This window comes from Saccharomonospora cyanea NA-134 (assembly GCF_000244975.1).
Lineage (GTDB): Bacteria > Actinomycetota > Actinomycetes > Mycobacteriales > Pseudonocardiaceae > Saccharomonospora > Saccharomonospora cyanea.
In genome coordinates this window covers 4,450,398-4,465,618 of sequence record NZ_CM001440.1, presented here as the reverse complement: position 1 = coordinate 4,465,618, position 15,221 = coordinate 4,450,398, and the positions used below count along the sequence as shown (strand labels likewise).

17 protein-coding genes are annotated in these 15,221 nt (G+C 68.8%); 9 read left to right on the top strand and 8 right to left on the bottom strand.

Annotated features, from left to right (window positions below; genetic code table 11):
• Nucleotides 1-2 precede the first annotated feature (2 nt).
• The 4 genes from SACCYDRAFT_RS20820 to SACCYDRAFT_RS20805 are packed head-to-tail and all read right to left on the bottom strand — an operon-like array spanning nucleotide 3 to nucleotide 3,933.
• The gene (locus SACCYDRAFT_RS20820; RefSeq protein WP_005459185.1) at nucleotides 3-1,046 is read right to left on the bottom strand and encodes a 2-hydroxyacid dehydrogenase; all 1,044 of its coding nucleotides are present in this window, start codon (nucleotides 1,044-1,046) and stop codon (nucleotides 3-5) included.
• 24 nt (nucleotides 1,047-1,070) lie between these two features.
• Entirely contained in the window at nucleotides 1,071-1,532 is a 462-nt protein-coding gene (locus SACCYDRAFT_RS20815) for a ribose-5-phosphate isomerase (RefSeq protein WP_005459184.1), read from the bottom strand.
• On the bottom strand, nucleotides 1,532-3,241 hold the full coding sequence (locus SACCYDRAFT_RS20810; protein WP_005459183.1) for a dihydroxyacetone kinase family protein: 1,710 nt from the start codon (nucleotides 3,239-3,241) through the stop codon (nucleotides 1,532-1,534). The genes SACCYDRAFT_RS20815 and SACCYDRAFT_RS20810 overlap by 1 nt, the downstream gene beginning before the upstream one ends.
• A complete protein-coding gene (locus tag SACCYDRAFT_RS20805) occupies nucleotides 3,238-3,933 on the bottom strand; it encodes an HAD family hydrolase (protein WP_005459182.1) in 696 nt (231 codons plus the stop codon). The genes SACCYDRAFT_RS20810 and SACCYDRAFT_RS20805 overlap by 4 nt, the downstream gene beginning before the upstream one ends.
• A gap of 185 nt (nucleotides 3,934-4,118) precedes the next feature.
• On the opposite strand from SACCYDRAFT_RS20805, the gene SACCYDRAFT_RS20800 reads away from it, so the two are divergent.
• The 3 genes from SACCYDRAFT_RS20800 (at nucleotide 4,119) to SACCYDRAFT_RS20790 (ending at nucleotide 7,579) form a co-directional block, all read left to right on the top strand.
• Entirely contained in the window at nucleotides 4,119-4,907 is a 789-nt protein-coding gene (locus SACCYDRAFT_RS20800) for a DeoR/GlpR family DNA-binding transcription regulator (protein WP_005459180.1), read from the top strand.
• Between the two features lie 130 nt (nucleotides 4,908-5,037).
• Complete coding sequence (locus tag SACCYDRAFT_RS20795; protein ID WP_005459178.1) at nucleotides 5,038-6,375, top strand: MFS transporter; 1,338 nt, start codon at nucleotides 5,038-5,040, stop codon at nucleotides 6,373-6,375.
• A gap of 370 nt (nucleotides 6,376-6,745) precedes the next feature.
• Nucleotides 6,746-7,579: a nitroreductase/quinone reductase family protein gene (locus SACCYDRAFT_RS20790; protein WP_005459176.1), complete on the top strand. Its 834-nt coding sequence runs from the start codon at nucleotides 6,746-6,748 to the stop codon at nucleotides 7,577-7,579.
• 165 nt (nucleotides 7,580-7,744) lie between these two features.
• On the opposite strand, the gene SACCYDRAFT_RS20785 is transcribed toward SACCYDRAFT_RS20790, so the two are convergent.
• Nucleotides 7,745-8,164, bottom strand: a complete 420-nt coding sequence (locus SACCYDRAFT_RS20785; RefSeq protein ID WP_005459174.1) for an ATP-binding protein — start codon at nucleotides 8,162-8,164, stop codon at nucleotides 7,745-7,747.
• The gene (locus SACCYDRAFT_RS20780; RefSeq protein ID WP_005459173.1) at nucleotides 8,164-8,532 is read right to left on the bottom strand and encodes an STAS domain-containing protein; all 369 of its coding nucleotides are present in this window, start codon (nucleotides 8,530-8,532) and stop codon (nucleotides 8,164-8,166) included. The genes SACCYDRAFT_RS20785 and SACCYDRAFT_RS20780 overlap by 1 nt, the downstream gene beginning before the upstream one ends.
• Nucleotides 8,533-8,670: 138 nt before the next feature.
• Here SACCYDRAFT_RS20780 and SACCYDRAFT_RS20775 point away from each other — a divergent pair, with 138 nt between their 5' ends.
• From SACCYDRAFT_RS20775 to SACCYDRAFT_RS20755, 5 genes are read left to right on the top strand one after another with little or no spacing between them, the layout of a single operon-like run.
• Complete coding sequence (locus tag SACCYDRAFT_RS20775) at nucleotides 8,671-9,525, top strand: STAS domain-containing protein (protein ID WP_005459172.1); 855 nt, start codon at nucleotides 8,671-8,673, stop codon at nucleotides 9,523-9,525.
• A gap of 7 nt (nucleotides 9,526-9,532) precedes the next feature.
• Nucleotides 9,533-9,895, top strand: a complete 363-nt coding sequence (locus tag SACCYDRAFT_RS20770) for an STAS domain-containing protein (protein ID WP_005459171.1) — start codon at nucleotides 9,533-9,535, stop codon at nucleotides 9,893-9,895.
• A complete protein-coding gene (locus SACCYDRAFT_RS20765; protein WP_005459170.1) occupies nucleotides 9,892-10,314 on the top strand; it encodes an anti-sigma regulatory factor in 423 nt (140 codons plus the stop codon). The genes SACCYDRAFT_RS20770 and SACCYDRAFT_RS20765 overlap by 4 nt, the downstream gene beginning before the upstream one ends.
• Nucleotides 10,311-11,318: an ATP-binding protein gene (locus SACCYDRAFT_RS20760; RefSeq protein WP_005459169.1), complete on the top strand. Its 1,008-nt coding sequence runs from the start codon at nucleotides 10,311-10,313 to the stop codon at nucleotides 11,316-11,318. The genes SACCYDRAFT_RS20765 and SACCYDRAFT_RS20760 overlap by 4 nt, the downstream gene beginning before the upstream one ends.
• On the top strand, nucleotides 11,315-12,694 hold the full coding sequence (locus SACCYDRAFT_RS20755) for a PP2C family protein-serine/threonine phosphatase (RefSeq protein WP_005459167.1): 1,380 nt from the start codon (nucleotides 11,315-11,317) through the stop codon (nucleotides 12,692-12,694). The genes SACCYDRAFT_RS20760 and SACCYDRAFT_RS20755 overlap by 4 nt, the downstream gene beginning before the upstream one ends.
• Before the next feature lie 12 nt (nucleotides 12,695-12,706).
• Here SACCYDRAFT_RS20755 and SACCYDRAFT_RS20750 read toward each other — a convergent pair whose 3' ends face one another.
• On the bottom strand, nucleotides 12,707-13,090 hold the full coding sequence (locus SACCYDRAFT_RS20750) for an ATP-binding protein (protein WP_005459166.1): 384 nt from the start codon (nucleotides 13,088-13,090) through the stop codon (nucleotides 12,707-12,709).
• Nucleotides 13,091-13,202: 112 nt separating this feature from the next.
• On the opposite strand from SACCYDRAFT_RS20750, the gene SACCYDRAFT_RS20745 reads away from it, so the two are divergent.
• On the top strand, nucleotides 13,203-14,201 hold the full coding sequence (locus tag SACCYDRAFT_RS20745) for an ABC transporter substrate-binding protein (protein ID WP_005459165.1): 999 nt from the start codon (nucleotides 13,203-13,205) through the stop codon (nucleotides 14,199-14,201).
• A 58-nt stretch (nucleotides 14,202-14,259) separates the two neighbouring features.
• Here SACCYDRAFT_RS20745 and SACCYDRAFT_RS20740 read toward each other — a convergent pair whose 3' ends face one another.
• Nucleotides 14,260-15,174, bottom strand: coding sequence for a coiled-coil domain-containing protein (locus SACCYDRAFT_RS20740; RefSeq protein WP_005459164.1), 915 nt, complete (start codon nucleotides 15,172-15,174; stop codon nucleotides 14,260-14,262).
• Between the last annotated feature and the right edge of the window lie 47 nt (nucleotides 15,175-15,221).

Sequence of the window (15,221 nt, the reverse complement as noted above, 5' to 3'; positions counted from 1 at the left end):
GGCTACCTCGTCAGCACGTCCGGGTTGGCGACGTTGGCCAGCGCCTCGCCGCGAACGTACCGTCCGACCTCGGCCGCCACGATCGCCGCGGCGCGGTCGGCTGTCTGCTTGCTGGCGCCCGCCAGATGCGGCGTCGCGATGACGTTGGGCGCCTCCCGCAACGCCCAGTCGGCAGGCGGCGGCTCCACGTCGTAGACGTCGAGAGCCAGGGCTCCCAGCCGGCCGGAGCGCAGCGCGTCGGCGAGGGGCGCGTAGTCGAGGAGGCCACCGCGAGCCGAGTTGACCAGCACCGCGCCGTGGGGCATCAGGGCGAGCTTCTCGGCGTCGATGAGATTGCGGGTCTCCTCGGTGAGCCGGGCGTGCAGGCTGACCGCGAAGCTACGCCGCAGCAGGTCGTCCAGCTCCACGAGCTCGGCACCGGCCGCCTCGACGGCGGCACGGTCGGCGTACGGATCGGAGACCAGTACCTTCGCACCGAAGGCGACCAGAACCTTCGTCACGCGCGCGCCGATGGCTCCGTAGCCGACGAGGCCCACGGTGGTGCCTTCGAGCTCCACCCCCGCGTTGGGGTAGGCGTAGTAGTCACCGCGCCACGTTCCCGCCAGCAGTTCGGCCGACGACGTCGAGATTCGGCGCATGGCCGCCAGCAGCAGGCCCACCGCGAACTCGGCGGCCGCCGCAGCGTTGCGCCCCGGGGCGAAGGTGACGGCCACACCCGCCTCCGTGGCCGCGGCCAGGTCGACGTTCACGGGACCACCCCGGCACACCGACACGAGCTTCAGCCGCGGGGCCGCCGCGAACACCTTTCGCGTGAACGGCGCCATCTGTGTCACGGCGATCTCCGCACCGTCCAGCGCCTCGATCACCTGGTCCTCGGTACCGCTGGCCTCGTTCACCTCGGCGACCGGGCCGAAAGGCTCGATCGGCCAGGGGAGCGACAGCTCCCGGAACTCGGCGTCGGTCCCCGTGCCGGACAGCTCCGCCTGCACAGCGGCCTTCAACAGGTCGTTGCCGACGAACTCGTCGCCAGCGCTGAGAATCCGCATTCCCATTCCTCCTCGAACGCGCCGTCAGCAGGCGGCCTGGGTCTCGTAGTCGGTGATGCAGGCGACCTTGGCCGCGCTGGCCGACGCCGGGTCGAAGGTGTAGCCGACCCACTCACCCGTGATCTTCTTCGCCAGTTCGGGGCCGATGACCCGCGCACCGAAGGTGATGATCTGGCAGTTGTTGGACTTGATCGACCTCTCGGCCGAGTAGGAGTCGTGTGCGACTGTAGCCCGGATGCCGGGCACCTTGTTGGCAGAGATGGCCATTCCGATGCCGGTCCCGCAGACCAGGATGGCCCTGTCGGCCTCGCCCTTCGCGACCTTCTCCGCCGCGGCGATACCGAAGTGCGGATAGGCGGTGTCGTCGGTTGCGCTGTCGGCTCCGAGGTCGATGACCTCGCTCACGCGCTCATCCGCGTTCAACTGGTCGCGCACAGCGTTCTTCAACTCGACTCCGGCGTTGTCCGCCGCCACCACGACGCGCATCAGTTCTCCTTCTCCAGTTCGTCGCCGATGGCCGACACCAGCAGCGCGAACGATGTCGCGCCGGGGTCGGCGTAACCCTTGCTGCGCTGCGCCAGCCGCGCCGCCCGGCCCTTGGTAGGCAGGAGGTCGGCCGTGTCGGCCGCGGCCTGGGCCGCACGCTTCGCCGCCGCGCTCCACGCCTGCGCCACGCCCGCGTCGGTCTTCGCCTGCTCGCGCAGTGCGGCGCGGAACGGTTCGATGGCGTCGAGCATCGTTTTGTCGCCAGGCTGCGCCTTACCGAGCTCGACGAACGCGGCCACGGCACGGTCGACCGCGTCGGCGACCGTCATGGCGGTCACGTCACCGCTCAGTCCGGCACCCGTCTCGGCGAGCAGAACGCCGTACAGCGCGCCGGACGCTCCGCCCGCCGCGTCGGCGAACGCCGTGCCCGCCGCCAGCAGCGCGGCGGACAGGCCGGCTCCCGACGACTCGGCCTGTCGCGCGGCGGCGACGGCCGCTCGCATACCGCGGGTCATGCCGAGCCCGTGGTCACCGTCGGCGGCCACGGCATCGAGCCTGCCGAGCTCGTCCTCGTTGTCCTCGATGCGCACCATCGCCGCCGTGAGCAGACGATCGACCAACCCGGCGGTCTCCGTGGCGTCCGGCCGTGCCAACGAGTCGTCGACCGTTGCCACGGGCGAGACCGGCTCCAGCTGCGCACCGGCGCTGCGGTACGCGGGCGTGTCGCACGGTGCGGCGTAGAGGGGGGCGAGGTCGTCGTCCAACGCGAGCACGGTCAGCGACACCCCGGCCATGTCGAGCGACGTGACGAACTCGCCGACCTCGGTGTGCAGCGGATTGAGACCTTCGGCCGCGAGCCGTTCGTGCACACGCTTGTAGAGCACGAACATGTCCTCGTACTTCGTGGTACCGAGGCCGTTGAGCAGCACCGCGACACGGCCGTCACCGCCGTTCGGCAGCTCGGGCAACAGACCGTTCACGAGTTCGTCGGCCACACCCACGGCGTCGAGCCTCGACACCGTCCGCACCCCAGGCTCACCGTGGATGCCGAGACCGAGTTCCATCTCCGCCTCGTTCACGGTGAACAACGGCTCGGCGGCCCCTGGAAGCGTGCAGCCGTCGAAAGCCACACCGAACGTGCGCGTGCTGGCGTTCGCCCGTGTCGCGAGCTCGTACACAGCGTCGAGGTCGTCGCCTCGTTCGGCCGCCGCGCCCGCCACCTTGAAGACCATGAAGTCACCGGCCACACCGCGGCGCCGTTCCGGCTCGTCGGCGGGGCCGCTCGCGACGTCGTCGGTCACCAGCACCGTGCGGGAGTCGATGCCCTCGGCCGCCAGCCTGCGAGCGGCGAGCCCGAAGTGGAGCACATCGCCCTGGTAGTTGCCGTACGAGAAGAGCACTCCCGCACCACCTTCGGCCGCGCGCGCGGTGCGGTACACCTGCTCGGCGCTGGGACTCGTGAAGACGTCTCCCACCACGGCGCCCGTGGCCAGTCCCCTTCCGACGAGACCGGCGAACGCCGGGTAGTGCCCGCACCCTCCACCGATGACCACGGCGACCTTGCCGCGCTCCGGCGCATGGCTCGCGACCACGCCGTAGGCGTCCGGCACCTTGCGCACCGTGCGCCCGTAGGCGCCGGCGAAGCCGTCGAGCCAGTCGCGTTTGAACGTCTCGGCGCGGCCGAGGGTCCGTGACTTCCGCTGGGTCATGCCGTCCTCCCCACGGTGTCGTTCCTGGTGCCGATCGAGAGCCGTTCGAGCAGGAGGCGGCGCACGGCGTCGTTGCTGTCAGCCACCGCGCTGGCGAGCTCCAGAGCGTCAGGCTTGGGCGGGTAGACCTTGTTGGGCAGCGCGATGACGGTGAGGCCGGCCGCCGCCGCGGCACGGATGCCGTTGCTGGAGTCCTCGACGCCGAGGCACTCCTCGCCCTGCCGACCCAGTCGCGACGCTGCCTCCAGGTAGACGTCGGGGCTCGGCTTGCCGCGAGGCACCTCCGCGCTGGACACCGTGGCGGTGAACTCGTCGGTCAGTCCGTAGGTCGCGAGAACGGCGTCGATGACGTTGCGCGGCGCGGACGACGCGAGCGCGATCGGAACCTCGGCGCTGACGTCGGTGACCATGGCGTCGGCGCCCGGCAGCAGTGGCGCCCTGCCGTCGGCGATCGCCGCGATCATGCCGTCGACGACCGCGCGCTCCACCTCCTCCGGGCTCTCGGGGGAGCCGCTTCGCTTCGCGAGGTAGGTGGCCCACTCGGGCGCGCTCATGCCCTGCACCGTGGACGTGTCCTCCGCCGTCCACTCGACGTCGTATCTCGCCGCGTAGGCGACCCAGTTCTCCTCCCACAGGTGTTCGCTGTCGACCAGGACACCGTCCATGTCGAACACCACCGCGGCGAGTGCCATCGAATCACAGCCCCTTTCACACGCTTGCTGTTAAGTTAACACCGCGATCCGGGAAATGTAACTCCCCGAAGCAGGCGAACCGCCGTCCCCGAACGCCACATGAGCGTGTGACCAGCCGTGGTGCCGGTGTCGGTCCGTGCGGACGGGAGAGGAGAACCGTTGCCGGAAGTGACACACTTTCCACCATGAGCAGTGATAAGTCCGGGACCACACGCAGTCGACAGGTCCGGCAGCAGCGCATCGCCGACTTCGTCATCGACCACGGCTCGGCGGCGCTAACCGACCTGGTGGAGCTGACGGGCGTCAGCCACATGACCGTCCACAGGGACATCGACGACCTGGCCCGTCGTGGTGTGCTCCGCAAGTTCCGGGGCGGGGTCTCCGCACTGCCGTCCACCGTGTTCGAGAGCAACGCGGAGTACCGGCTCGGCGCCCACGTCGAGGCCAAGGCGGCCATCGCGCGCCGGGCGGTGACCCTGGTCGAACCCGGAATGTCGATCATGCTGGACGACTCCACGACCGCGTTGGCGCTGGCCAGGCTGCTGCCCGACCTCGCGCCGCTGACCGTGGCGACCAACTACCTGCGTGCCGTCGACGTGTTGAAGGACGTCGACGACATCAGGCTCATCTGCATCGGGGGCGACTACTCGCGTACGCACGACTCGTTCCTCGGCATGCCGTGCCTGGAGACCGTCGAGCGCATCACGGTGGACGTGGCATTCCTGTCCACCTCCGCCATGAACGCGCACATGACGTTCCACCAGGAGCCCGAGATCGTGCTGGTGAAGCGGGCGATGCTCGCGTCGGCCGAGACGAAGGTGCTGCTCATGGACTCCAGCAAGATGCCCCGGGCCGCGCTGCACCGGTTGGCGCCGGTCGATCACTACGACCGGTTGGTCGTGGACTCGGCGGTGGGGGACACGCTGGTGAAGGATCTGCGGGAGCGCGTCGAGGTCGACGTCGCGCCACTGTGACCCGCCGGCGTCCCAGCCGGTGGGCAGGTCATCGACTGGAACGGTCAAGTGTCCGAGAAACCGGTCGTAACATCTTGCGCGTTAACTTAACGGCGTTCATGATGCTTTCCGTCTGAGTACGGAGGCGTTCATGGTTTCAACGACGACACCACGGTCGAAGGGTCAGGGTGGCCTGGCCCGGCTGCTGGACCGGTGGGGGCTTCCCGCGCCCCTCTTCCTCGGTTACGTCGGTCTGCTGTTGTTCATGATCGGCGACGGCGTCGAATCAGGCTTCATCACGCCGTTCATCGCCGACAACGGCGCGGGTACCGAGGTCCGCGCGTCCTACGTCATCACGGTGTACGGCGTGGCGGTCATGCTCGCGTCGTGGCTCTCCGGTGCCCTGTCCGAGCTGTGGGGCCCGCGCCGCGTGATGTTCGTCGGCCTCGCGGTGTGGCTGGTCTTCGACGCGTTGTTCCTCGCCGTGGCCGTGGCCGGTGAGAACTACGCGCTGATGCTGGTCTTCTACGGCCTTCGCGGGTTCGGCTACCCGATGTTCGCCTTCGGCTTCCTCGTCTGGATCACCGCCGTCGCACCGGTGGCCAGACTCGGTGCCGCCGTCGGTTGGTTCTACTTCGCGTTCACCGGTGGGCTCCCGACACTGGGTTCGCTGGTCGCGAGCTTCACCAACCCGATCCTCGGCCAGTACGGCACCCTGTGGCTGTCCGTCGGCATCCTCGGCCTGGGCGGTCTGGTCTGCCTGTTCGGTGTGCGGGAGCGCACCGGCTACCAGCGGCTCGCGCCGCCGGAGGTCAAGCCCGTGCAGAGCCTGATGTCGAGTATGTCGATCGCCTGGAAGAAGCCGAGGGTCGGTGTCGGCATGGTCGTGCGGATCATCAACACCGCGCCGGAGTTCGGCATGCTGGTGTTCTTCCCGACGATCTTCGCGCACCAGATCGGGTTCGGCATGAGCCGTTGGTTGCTGCTGGTCTCCGTGATCTACGGGACCAACATCTTCTTCAACCTCATCTTCGGCGTGCTGAGCGACAAGATCGGTTGGCAGACCACGATCTTCTGGTTCGGGGCCATCGGTTGTGCCATCTCGATCCTGTTGCTGTACTTCGTGCCTCTGCACCTTGGCGCCGACTACTACTGGGTCGCGCTCCTCGTCGGTGCGCTCTACGGCGCCACGTTGGCGGGCTTCGTTCCGATCTCGGCGTTGCTGCCCTCGCTCGCGCCGGAGAACAAGGGCGGTGCGATGGCCCTGCTGAACCTGGGTGCGGGCGCGGCCACGTTCGTGGGGCCCGCCATCGTCAGCCTGTTCCTCGGGCCGGTCGGAGCGGCGGGCGTGGTCATCATCTTCGCGGCGCTCTACGTGGTGGCCGCTGTGCTCACGCGCTTCCTCACCCTCCCCGAGACCGCGAAGGAGGCGGCCGAGAAGGACGTCAGCCTCACCGAGGTCGCGGAAGGTAAGCCCGTGCCGAACTGAGCTCCGCTCTCGAACGCGAAGGCCGCGGTGACATCGGACGGTGATGTCACCGCGGCCTTTCGTTTCCCGGGGGCCGTTCTTCCGGCTGCTTGACCGCCGCCGTTCGCCGGCGGTTGAATGGCGGCGTGTCCGTGACGAGGCGTGTGCGTCGGCGTCGTGGGCACCGATTCTCTGGGGAGGGCGCCGTGGCCGCACAGATCACCGCGGGTCGTATCTGACCTTCCGCGCACCGCCCCTTCGGCCGTGGCGATTCCTCGTCACGCCTTTCCTGCTGCCTGTTCTCAAGGCCGGTCGTCGTCTCGTGACGGGTGCGGTGCGTCCGAAACAGCCCACTGTGTTCACACGTACTCCGCATGTCCGAAAGAGCGTGATGACCGACTTCAACACAGCTGTGATCGAGGAGTTCCGCGCCGGCGAAGGAAGGGTCGGCGGGCCGTTCGAGAACGCTCGTCTCCTGCTGCTCACCACGACCGGCGCCCGCAGCGGCAAGCCGCACACGGTGCCGCTCGGGTTCCTGCACGACGGCCAGGGACGCATGCTCGTGATCGCTTCCGCGGCGGGCTCGGCTCGCCATCCGGCCTGGTACCACAATCTCCGTGCCAACCCGAGGGCCACCGTGGAGACCGGCACGTCAACGTTCGAGGCTGATGCCGAAATCCTCCCCGAGCGGGAGCGCGCCGAGGCGTTCGCCCGTGCCGTCGAGGCCGACCCGGGCTGGGCGGAGTACCAGCGGAAGACCGTCCGGGTCATCCCCGTCGTGGCGCTGGTGCCCGTGGCGGCGAAGCCGAGCGACCGCCGGTGGGGCGACGACCTCGTCGCCATTCACACCGTGTTCCGGCGAGAGCTGGCGCTTGTTCGCCACGAGATCGCGAGCTCAGGACCCGGGCTGGGAGCTCAGCTTCGGATCAACTGCCTGATGGTCTGCCGTGGGCTCAGCCATCACCACACGGCGGAGGACACCGAGCTGTTCCCCGCCCTCGACGAACAGCACCCCGAACTCGGTCCGGTGATGAGACGGCTGCGCGCCGGACACGAGGTGGTCGAGCGGCTCATCGGCGAGCTGCAGGCGGCGATCGGCACCGACGGCCTCGGCCGTGACGAGCTCCGGGAGAAGGCCGAGCACCTCACCAAGGAGGTCGAGGCTCATCTCGACTACGAGGAGGAACAGCTAGTGCCGGTGCTGAACAGGATGCCGGAGGCGTAGCGCCGACCGACGCGGACGGTGACGCCCCGTTATCGTCAGGCCACGGGTACGAACGGCGTTGTCGAGCGTGCACGTACCCGGGCGCACAGAGCCCGACGGGACTTCGCGCAGGGCCGCGATCCGGTGGCGGTGTTCGGTCCGGACCGACTGCCCGACTCCGCCCGCTCAGCCATCCCGGTCCTCTCGAATCGGCGCGTTCACCTCGGCCCATACGACCTTGCCGGTCGGAGTGACCTCGGTGCCCCAGTCGTCGGCGAACGAGGCGATGAGGAACATCCCGCGTCCGTGCGGCCGGTACGGCGACGGTGTGAGCACGAGCGGGGGCTCCGGGCTGCCGTCGTGCACCTCGGCGCGCAGGACGGAGCCTTCGCGCAGCACACGCAGCCGCCTGGGACTGCGGGAGTGCAGTACGGCGTTGGAGACCAGCTCGGAAACGATGAGCAGGAAGTTGTACCTGGTGTTGGGTTCGATGTCTCCGAGTACGGCATCGGCGTCCCGCCTGGCCTGTGCCGGGATGTTCCTGTCCATGCTGAGCCGCACGTCCACCAGGGGAGTCGCGTGCAGGGCCCTGGCCCGCCGAGTCATCACGTTTCCGGTTCTATGTCGAAGAGGGGCAGCAGACCGGAGATCTGAAGCACCCGATGGGCGTACTGGTCGACGTTGACCAGCTTCACGGTGCCGCCGCGTTCGGTGACACGTGCGTGGGCCCGGACCAGCGCACTGATACAGGCGGAGTCGAAGAAGGACAGCCTCTGGAAGTCGACGACGAGCCGGTCGGCTCCTTCGGCGAGAAGCTGGTCCAGCGCGTCGTCCAGTTGAGGCGCCACACCGTGGTCGATCTCGCCGCAGAGCGTGATCCGTCCCTCGTCGTTGCTCACCAGCTCGACGTGGACCGTCGAGCTTCCGGGACTGTCGGAGATTCGTGTGGTGGGCGGTTCGTTGCCGTCCGTCATGTTCGACCGCTCCTGGATCTTGCCTGCACCCCCTACCGGGCAGTACCCAACCTGGAGGTTAGCCCTGTCGTGCCTTAAGTTTGCCAGGGAGAGCCGCATATATCAGCGTGAAGACCCCACCCCTATCGGAGCCGATACATGACCGACGAGACCCCCCACCCCGTCCGGAACCGCGTACTTCAGTTCCTGGAGGATCGCAAGGAGGACATCCAACGCGAGTGGGTGGCGACCCCGCTGTTCAGCTCCCGCAACCGCGCGGACTCGGCGGAGGAGGTGGCCGCCCTGCTGAGCGGCGTGAAGGAGGTCATCCACGGGGGAGCGGAGGAGGATCCGTCCGCCGACGGGTTCGCCATGGTGCGTACGGTGCTCGGCTCTCTGGCCGCCCGGTCGGCGGGCGGTCCCTCGGGTAGTAGCCGCCCTGACGTCACCATGCTCAAGCAGCCGCTGCTGCGGTTGTGGGAGCAGCAGGAGGTGAGCGGAAACGACGCCTACTACGGGGCGCTCATCCTCTCCACCGCCCTGAGCACCCTGCGGGTCGCGTTGCTGGAGATCGAGCTGTCCGCGGGCGCCGACACCATCCTCGCGCAGCAGGAGCAGCTCGCCGAGCTGTCCACCCCGGTGGTCAAGCTGTGGGAAGGCATCCTCGCCATCCCGTTGATCGGCACGCTCGACAGCATGCGGAGCCAGGCCGCCACCGAGAGCCTGCTCGAACAGATCGTGAAGCAGCAGGCCCGGGTCGCGATTCTCGACATCACCGGCGTCACCGCGGTCGACACTCTCGTGGCACAGCACCTGCTCAAGACCGCGATGGCGGCCCGTCTGATGGGCGCGGAGTGCATCATCAGCGGAATCCGCCCGCAGATCGCGCAGACGATGGTGCAGTTGGGCATCGATCTGGGTGAGGTCGCCACCCGGGCGACCCTGGCGGATGCCTTCGCGTACGCGTTGCGTACTTTGGGTTTTCTGGTCGCGCGGACGGACGAGGTGAAGTGACCTCCTCATGAGCACCACGACTTCGATCGTCGGACTCGGAGACGTCCTACTCGTCACGATCCAGGGTGAGCTGAGCGACGACGACGCGCTCAGCCTGCAGGAAGAACTCACCACGCGCGTGGCGAACACGAGCGCGCGGGGCGTGCTCATCGACATCTCCGGTCTGGAGATCGTCGATTCCTTCCTCGCGAGGACGTTGCACGACATCGCCGGCGCGAGTGCCCTACTGGCCGCGAGAACCGTGGTCGTGGGTATGCGACCGGAGGTGGCCATCACGCTCGTCGAACTCGGGCTGACGTTACCGGGGCTGGAGACGGCGTTGACGGTGGCAGGGGGCCTTTCCCTGCTGAACAGCACGGGGCCGCGATGACGAGCGTCTCGACTGTGCATGAGGTGCCGATCCGCGAGGAGGTCGACATCGTGCACGTCAGGCAGGCTGCGCGCGAAGTGGCGGTCTCGGTCGGCTTCTCCCTGGTGGAGCAGACCAAACTGGTGACGGCGGCGAGTGAACTCGCCCGCAACACCCTCAAGCACGGCGGCGGTGGGACGGCGGAGGTGGAACTGGAACGGACGCCGGGGTACACGGTGCTGCGGCTGGTGTTCCGCGACGAGGGTCCGGGGATCGACGACGTCGACCTGGCACTGACCGACGGATACAGCAGCGCGGGCGGGCTCGGACTCGGGCTCAGTGGCGCCCGCCGACTCGCCGACGAGTTCGACCTCCGGACGGCGTCGGGGGAGGGGACGACGGTGGTCGTCGCGTTCCGCACGAGATCGGTAACGAGATGACCGGTGGGGCGCTTGCGGTGACGTCACCGGTGCACGTGACGCAGGCGCGCCAGCTCGCGAGCCGTGCGGCGCGGAACGCCGGCCTGTCGGACGCCGACGTCGAGCGCGTGATGCTCGCCACCGTCGAGTTGGCCACCAACCTCGTGAAGTACGCCACGGAGGGATTGCTCGTGGTGATGCCAGCCGAAGACCGGTTGGACGTCATCGCCACGGACCGAGGCCCTGGCATCGAGCACGTGCCGGAGAGTCTGCGTGACGGCTTCTCCACCACGGGGACGCTGGGTGTCGGGCTCGGCGGGATCACGCGCATGGCCGACGAGTTCGACATCTTCTCGCGCTACGGCGAAGGAACGACGGTGCTGGCGCGCTGGCGCACCACCGCACAGGTGACCCCAAGGTTTCCTGACCTGCGGATCGGTGCCGCCCTGGCCGCCGCACCAGGTGAGTCGACGTGTGGCGACAGTTGGGTCGCCGCGCACGCCGACGGCGTGTTGACCGTGGCGTTGAGCGACGGCCTGGGGCACGGTCCCGACGCGGCGGCCGCGAGCCGGGCGGCCACCGCTCACGTGGCGGCGCGTCCGGCCGCGTCTCCGGTCGAGTTGCTCGCCGCGATGGACGCCGACATGGGGCCGAGGCGCGGCGCGACGGTGGCGATCGCCCAGTTCCGCACCGGGCGGGCGACGGTGTCGTTCTCCGGTGTCGGGAACTCCGCCGTCCGCCTCATCAGGGGTGACGGCTCTCACGAGACGTTCGTGTCGACACCTGGCATCGTGGGGAGGAGGCAGCGAAGCGGCAGGCGGATGTTGCCGTTGGAACGCCCGTGGGACGACCGCAGCTTGCTCGTGATGCACACCGACGGTGTGTCCGAGCGGTGGACCCCGGCAGGTCAGGCGGACGTGTTCGCCCATGATCCCGCTACCGTGGCAGGCTGGCTGCTGGGAACGTACGGCAGGCACCGGGACGACGCGTGTGTCGTCGTGGTGTCCGGAATTGGAAGTACATGAAGGACGATCTTCGCGCAGCAGGACGGGACGACGTCGTGCGTGCCGCGCTCAGCGATGCGCTGCACGGACGCGAACTCCCGCCCGACGTGTGGCGTCGGCTGCTGACCCGGCTGGGCGAAGACGACCCGGACGACGTACTGGCCGCGGCGCTGCGGGAGTTGGCGGACGTGCTCCGTGACCGCGACCGCAACCTGAGCTGGCACCAGTCCGAACTCGAACAGACGAACGCCGGGCTGCTCGCCCTGCACGCCGAGATCGACTGGCAGCGGCAACGCACGTCGTTCCTCGACGAGGTGGCGCGTGCCTCCGCGAGGTCGCTGGATGCCACCCACCTTCTGGACGAGGTCGCCGAGCTGGTGCGTTCACAGGGCTTCGCCGACACCACGAGGGTCTGGACGCTGACGGAGTTCGGACTGTCCTGCCTCGACGATCCCGAGTGTGAACCCGATCAGGCCACGCGTAGCGCGGCGAGGACGCGGGAACCGGCGCGGGCGGGCGCTCTCAGGGTGAGCGTGCCGTTGACCGCGGGGCCTCACGTGCTGGGTGTTTTCGACCTGTACCGGAACGCCGCCGAGTTCACCGAGGACGACCTGACGCTGGCCATGGGTATCGCCAACCGCGTCGCGGTCGGACTGCGCAATGCCAACGAGTACGAGCGGGAGCACGAGCTCGCCGAACGGCTGCAACGTGCGATGTTGCCGACCCTGGCGTCGCTGCGTGATCTCGGGCTCGTCGCTCGATACCGCTCCGCCACCAGCGGTGTCCACGTCGGGGGTGATTGGTACGACGCGGTGACCCGCCCGGACGGCACGGTGGTGCTGACGGTCGGGGACGTCACCGGCCACGGTGTGGACGCCGCCGTCGTGATGGGGAAGCTCCAGAACGCCCTGCGCGCCTATGCCCTCGAAGGCCACGGCCCGGCCGCGTCCCTGCGTCTGGTGCACGACCTGCTGCGAGGTCTCGACACGCCGCTGTACGCCACGGCCGTGGTCGCGGAGCTGGAGCCGGAGACGGGGCTACTGCGCTGGACCAGCGCGGGCCACCCCCCGCCGTTGCTCCAGGAGCGTGGTGGCGAGGTCTCCTTCCTGGAAGCCGAGCACGCTCCGATGCTGGGGATCCACATCCCACCGGGACTGGAGTTTCCGCAGCACGAGCGCGAACTGCCGCCGGGTTCGTCGGTCGCGTTGTTCACCGACGGGCTGATCGAGCGCAGGACGAGTGACCTCGACGCGGGCATGGCTCGGCTGGTGGAGGCTTTCCGCACCTGCGAGAGCGACGCCCTGGACGCCAGGGCCGAGCACGTGCTGAAGGTGATGCTGGGCGCCACCGACCACGACGACGACGTCTGCCTGCTCATGTGCCGCTGGGAGGGGTGACCCGGGCGTCCCTCAGGGGTCGCTCACGGTGAACTCGACGACGGCCAGCTTCTCACCACCGGCCCCACTGGTGTGGTAACTGCGCACCGAACGCACCAGCGCGGTGAGCATGTGCCAGTGGAGCCCGTTGCCGGGCAGCGCGGTGCCTTCGTGGCAGCCGGCCTCCGTGCGGGCCGTGATGGTGCCCTCCCCGATGGTGAAGCGGGTGCGCAGGGTGGTGGGCGTCGCCGCGCGGGCCAGCAGCAGTCCGCAGGTCTCGTCCACGGCGAGTCGCAGGTCGGCGATCGTGTCGAGTTGCAGGTCGAGCCGGATGGCCAGGTCGGCCGCGACGTTGCGCACCACCGGTACGAGCACCGGGTCGGCCTCGACCGTCACTTCTACGGTCCGGTTCGCCACCTTCGGCCCCCTTCCTGACCTGTGCACCGTATGACGAAGGGGTTCGAGGGCGAACCGACGACCCGGTGAGATCACACTTCCGAGCGAAATTAGGTTCGTCTAACCTAACCGCATGCCTAGCTCATTGTCTCGTCGCGCGTTCCTCGGCGGCAGCCTCGCACTCGGTGCGACAGGGCTGCTCGCCGCCTGCGGCGGTGGAACGTCGAGTGGTCAGGGAGGCGGCTCGGGGTCGTGGTCGTTCACCGACGACACCGGCAACACCGTCAGCCTCGACCGGCGCCCCACCCGCATCGCCGGTCTGAACGACGCCATCGCGTCGCTGTGGAACTACGGCATCGTGCCGGTGGCCTCCTTCGGATACACCGCGCTCGCCGACGACGTGAACTTCGAGGGCAAGGACACCTCCAGGGTCACCGAGGTCGGCACCACCTACGGTCAGATCGACGTCGAGGCGCTCGTCGCGCAGAAGCCGGACGTGATCGTCACCCACGCCTACCCCGTGTCCACCTCGGGCAAGCTGGACCCCGAGAAGCCGCTGTACGGCTTCAACGACCTCGAACAGCAGAAGCTCGTCGGTGAGATCGCCCCCATCATCGCCATCGCGATGGCGGGCTCGGCCACCCAGGTGGTCTCCCGCACCGTGGAGCTCGCCAAGTCCCTCGGCGTGACCGACGAGACCCTCGCCAAGCCGAAGCAGGACTACGAAGCCGCCCGTGACCGCCTGCGCAAGGTCGCGGCGAAGGATCTCACGCTGATGGCGGTGGCCGCCTATCCCAGCGAGGGCGTACACATCGCCAAGGCCCAGGACGACCCCGCGCTACGCAGCTACGTCGAACTCGGTCTGTCCTATCCGGACCCCGGTGGTACCGACTACTACTGGCGTGCCGTGAGCTGGGAGAACATCACCGACCACCGCACCGACGTGGTGCTCTACTCGCTTCGCGCCATGGACGGAAAAGCCATGCTCGACCAGCCCACGTTCGCGCAGCTGCCCGCGGCGAAGGCCGAACAGGTGTACCCGTGGGAGTTCAGCTCGATGGACTACGTCGCGCAGGCCCGGACCATCGACAACCTCGCGGCCAACCTGGAGAAGGCCCGAAAGGTGACGTGAGCCCGCGGCGGGACGGTTCGACACCGTCGTCCGTCCCGCCCGTTCGCGTCAGAGGTTCTTACGACCGGCCGGGGGCCTTCGTGAGGGCGGCTTCCTCGTCGGGCGTGGGCAGCAGTGCCGACTCGCCGCGCCGCAGCACCTGGTCGGCCTCGGCAAGCCGCGCGCGGGCCTCCTCGCGGATCCGCGTCAGGCGGTTGACGACGTCGTTCGCCTCCGTGGTGCGACGCTCGGCCTCGGCGGTGGCCTCGTCGACCAGCTTGCGGGCCTTGGCCGTGGCTTCGTCCACCAGCCTCTTCGCCTCGGCCGTCGCCTCGGCGACACGCCGCTCCGCCGCGTTCTTGCTCGCCGTCGTCTGGTCGGCGATGTGCTTCTCCAGCGCACTCTTCTCCGCCGACATCCGAGCCTGGAAGTCGCTTTCGATCCTGCGGCGCTTGCGTTCGGCCTCGGCGTCGAGCTGTTCCCGACGCTTGGCCGCCTCGGTGGTCATCCGCCGAACCTCTTCCTTCGTGGCCGCCAGCGCCTGCTCGTGCTCCCGCTTCAGCTCGTCGGCGTGGCTGTCGAGCGTCTTCAGCAGGTTCTGGTAACGCTCGTGGAGCCGCTTCGACACCTCACCGCTCTCGGCCCAATTCTTCTCCGCCGCCGCCTCGGCGCGGGAGAGGATCTCGGCGGCCTGGGTCTCGGCGAGCTGGACGGTGCGCTGCATCCGCTCGTCGAGGTCCTCGACGCGCTCCGGCGGTTTCTTCAGTTCCTCCACGCGATCCCGGAGCTTGGCGATCTCCCGGCGGGCGCCGTCGAGCTCACGGGACGCCTCGTTGGCCCTCGCCATCGCCGCGTCCCGCTCGGTCATGAGCCGGTGCAGGTGAGCCTCGAGATGTTCGAGGTACTGCACCACCTGGTTGCGGTCGAAACCATGCCATGCCTGGCCGAACTCCCGCCTCAGCGGAAGCAGACGGTGATCGTGGTCGGAAGCCATGTTCTGACCGTACCCGCGAGTGCCCACGTGTCGGCGTCAGGCAGGCC

What these genes read in the sequence shown, in the direction of transcription:
- SACCYDRAFT_RS20765 (WP_005459170.1), top strand. Translation starts at nt 9,892, where the DNA reads ATGACGAGCGTCTCGACTGTGCATGAGGTGCCGATCCGCGAGGAGGTC.
- SACCYDRAFT_RS20810 (WP_005459183.1), bottom strand. Translation starts at nt 3,241, where the DNA reads ATGACCCAGCGGAAGTCACGGACCCTCGGCCGCGCCGAGACGTTCAAA.
- SACCYDRAFT_RS20780 (WP_005459173.1), bottom strand. Translation starts at nt 8,532, where the DNA reads ATGACGGACGGCAACGAACCGCCCACCACACGAATCTCCGACAGTCCC.
- SACCYDRAFT_RS20770 (WP_005459171.1), top strand. Translation starts at nt 9,533, where the DNA reads ATGAGCACCACGACTTCGATCGTCGGACTCGGAGACGTCCTACTCGTC.
- SACCYDRAFT_RS20775 (WP_005459172.1), top strand. Translation starts at nt 8,671, where the DNA reads ATGACCGACGAGACCCCCCACCCCGTCCGGAACCGCGTACTTCAGTTC.
- SACCYDRAFT_RS20820 (WP_005459185.1), bottom strand. Translation starts at nt 1,046, where the DNA reads ATGCGGATTCTCAGCGCTGGCGACGAGTTCGTCGGCAACGACCTGTTG.
- SACCYDRAFT_RS20800 (WP_005459180.1), top strand. Translation starts at nt 4,119, where the DNA reads ATGAGCAGTGATAAGTCCGGGACCACACGCAGTCGACAGGTCCGGCAG.
- SACCYDRAFT_RS20790 (WP_005459176.1), top strand. Translation starts at nt 6,746, where the DNA reads ATGACCGACTTCAACACAGCTGTGATCGAGGAGTTCCGCGCCGGCGAA.
- SACCYDRAFT_RS20795 (WP_005459178.1), top strand. Translation starts at nt 5,038, where the DNA reads ATGGTTTCAACGACGACACCACGGTCGAAGGGTCAGGGTGGCCTGGCC.
- SACCYDRAFT_RS20740 (WP_005459164.1), bottom strand. Translation starts at nt 15,174, where the DNA reads ATGGCTTCCGACCACGATCACCGTCTGCTTCCGCTGAGGCGGGAGTTC.
- SACCYDRAFT_RS20805 (WP_005459182.1), bottom strand. Translation starts at nt 3,933, where the DNA reads ATGGCACTCGCCGCGGTGGTGTTCGACATGGACGGTGTCCTGGTCGAC.
- SACCYDRAFT_RS20755 (WP_005459167.1), top strand. Translation starts at nt 11,315, where the DNA reads ATGAAGGACGATCTTCGCGCAGCAGGACGGGACGACGTCGTGCGTGCC.
- SACCYDRAFT_RS20815 (WP_005459184.1), bottom strand. Translation starts at nt 1,532, where the DNA reads ATGCGCGTCGTGGTGGCGGCGGACAACGCCGGAGTCGAGTTGAAGAAC.
- SACCYDRAFT_RS20785 (WP_005459174.1), bottom strand. Translation starts at nt 8,164, where the DNA reads ATGACTCGGCGGGCCAGGGCCCTGCACGCGACTCCCCTGGTGGACGTG.
- SACCYDRAFT_RS20760 (WP_005459169.1), top strand. Translation starts at nt 10,311, where the DNA reads ATGACCGGTGGGGCGCTTGCGGTGACGTCACCGGTGCACGTGACGCAG.
- SACCYDRAFT_RS20745 (WP_005459165.1), top strand. Translation starts at nt 13,203, where the DNA reads ATGCCTAGCTCATTGTCTCGTCGCGCGTTCCTCGGCGGCAGCCTCGCA.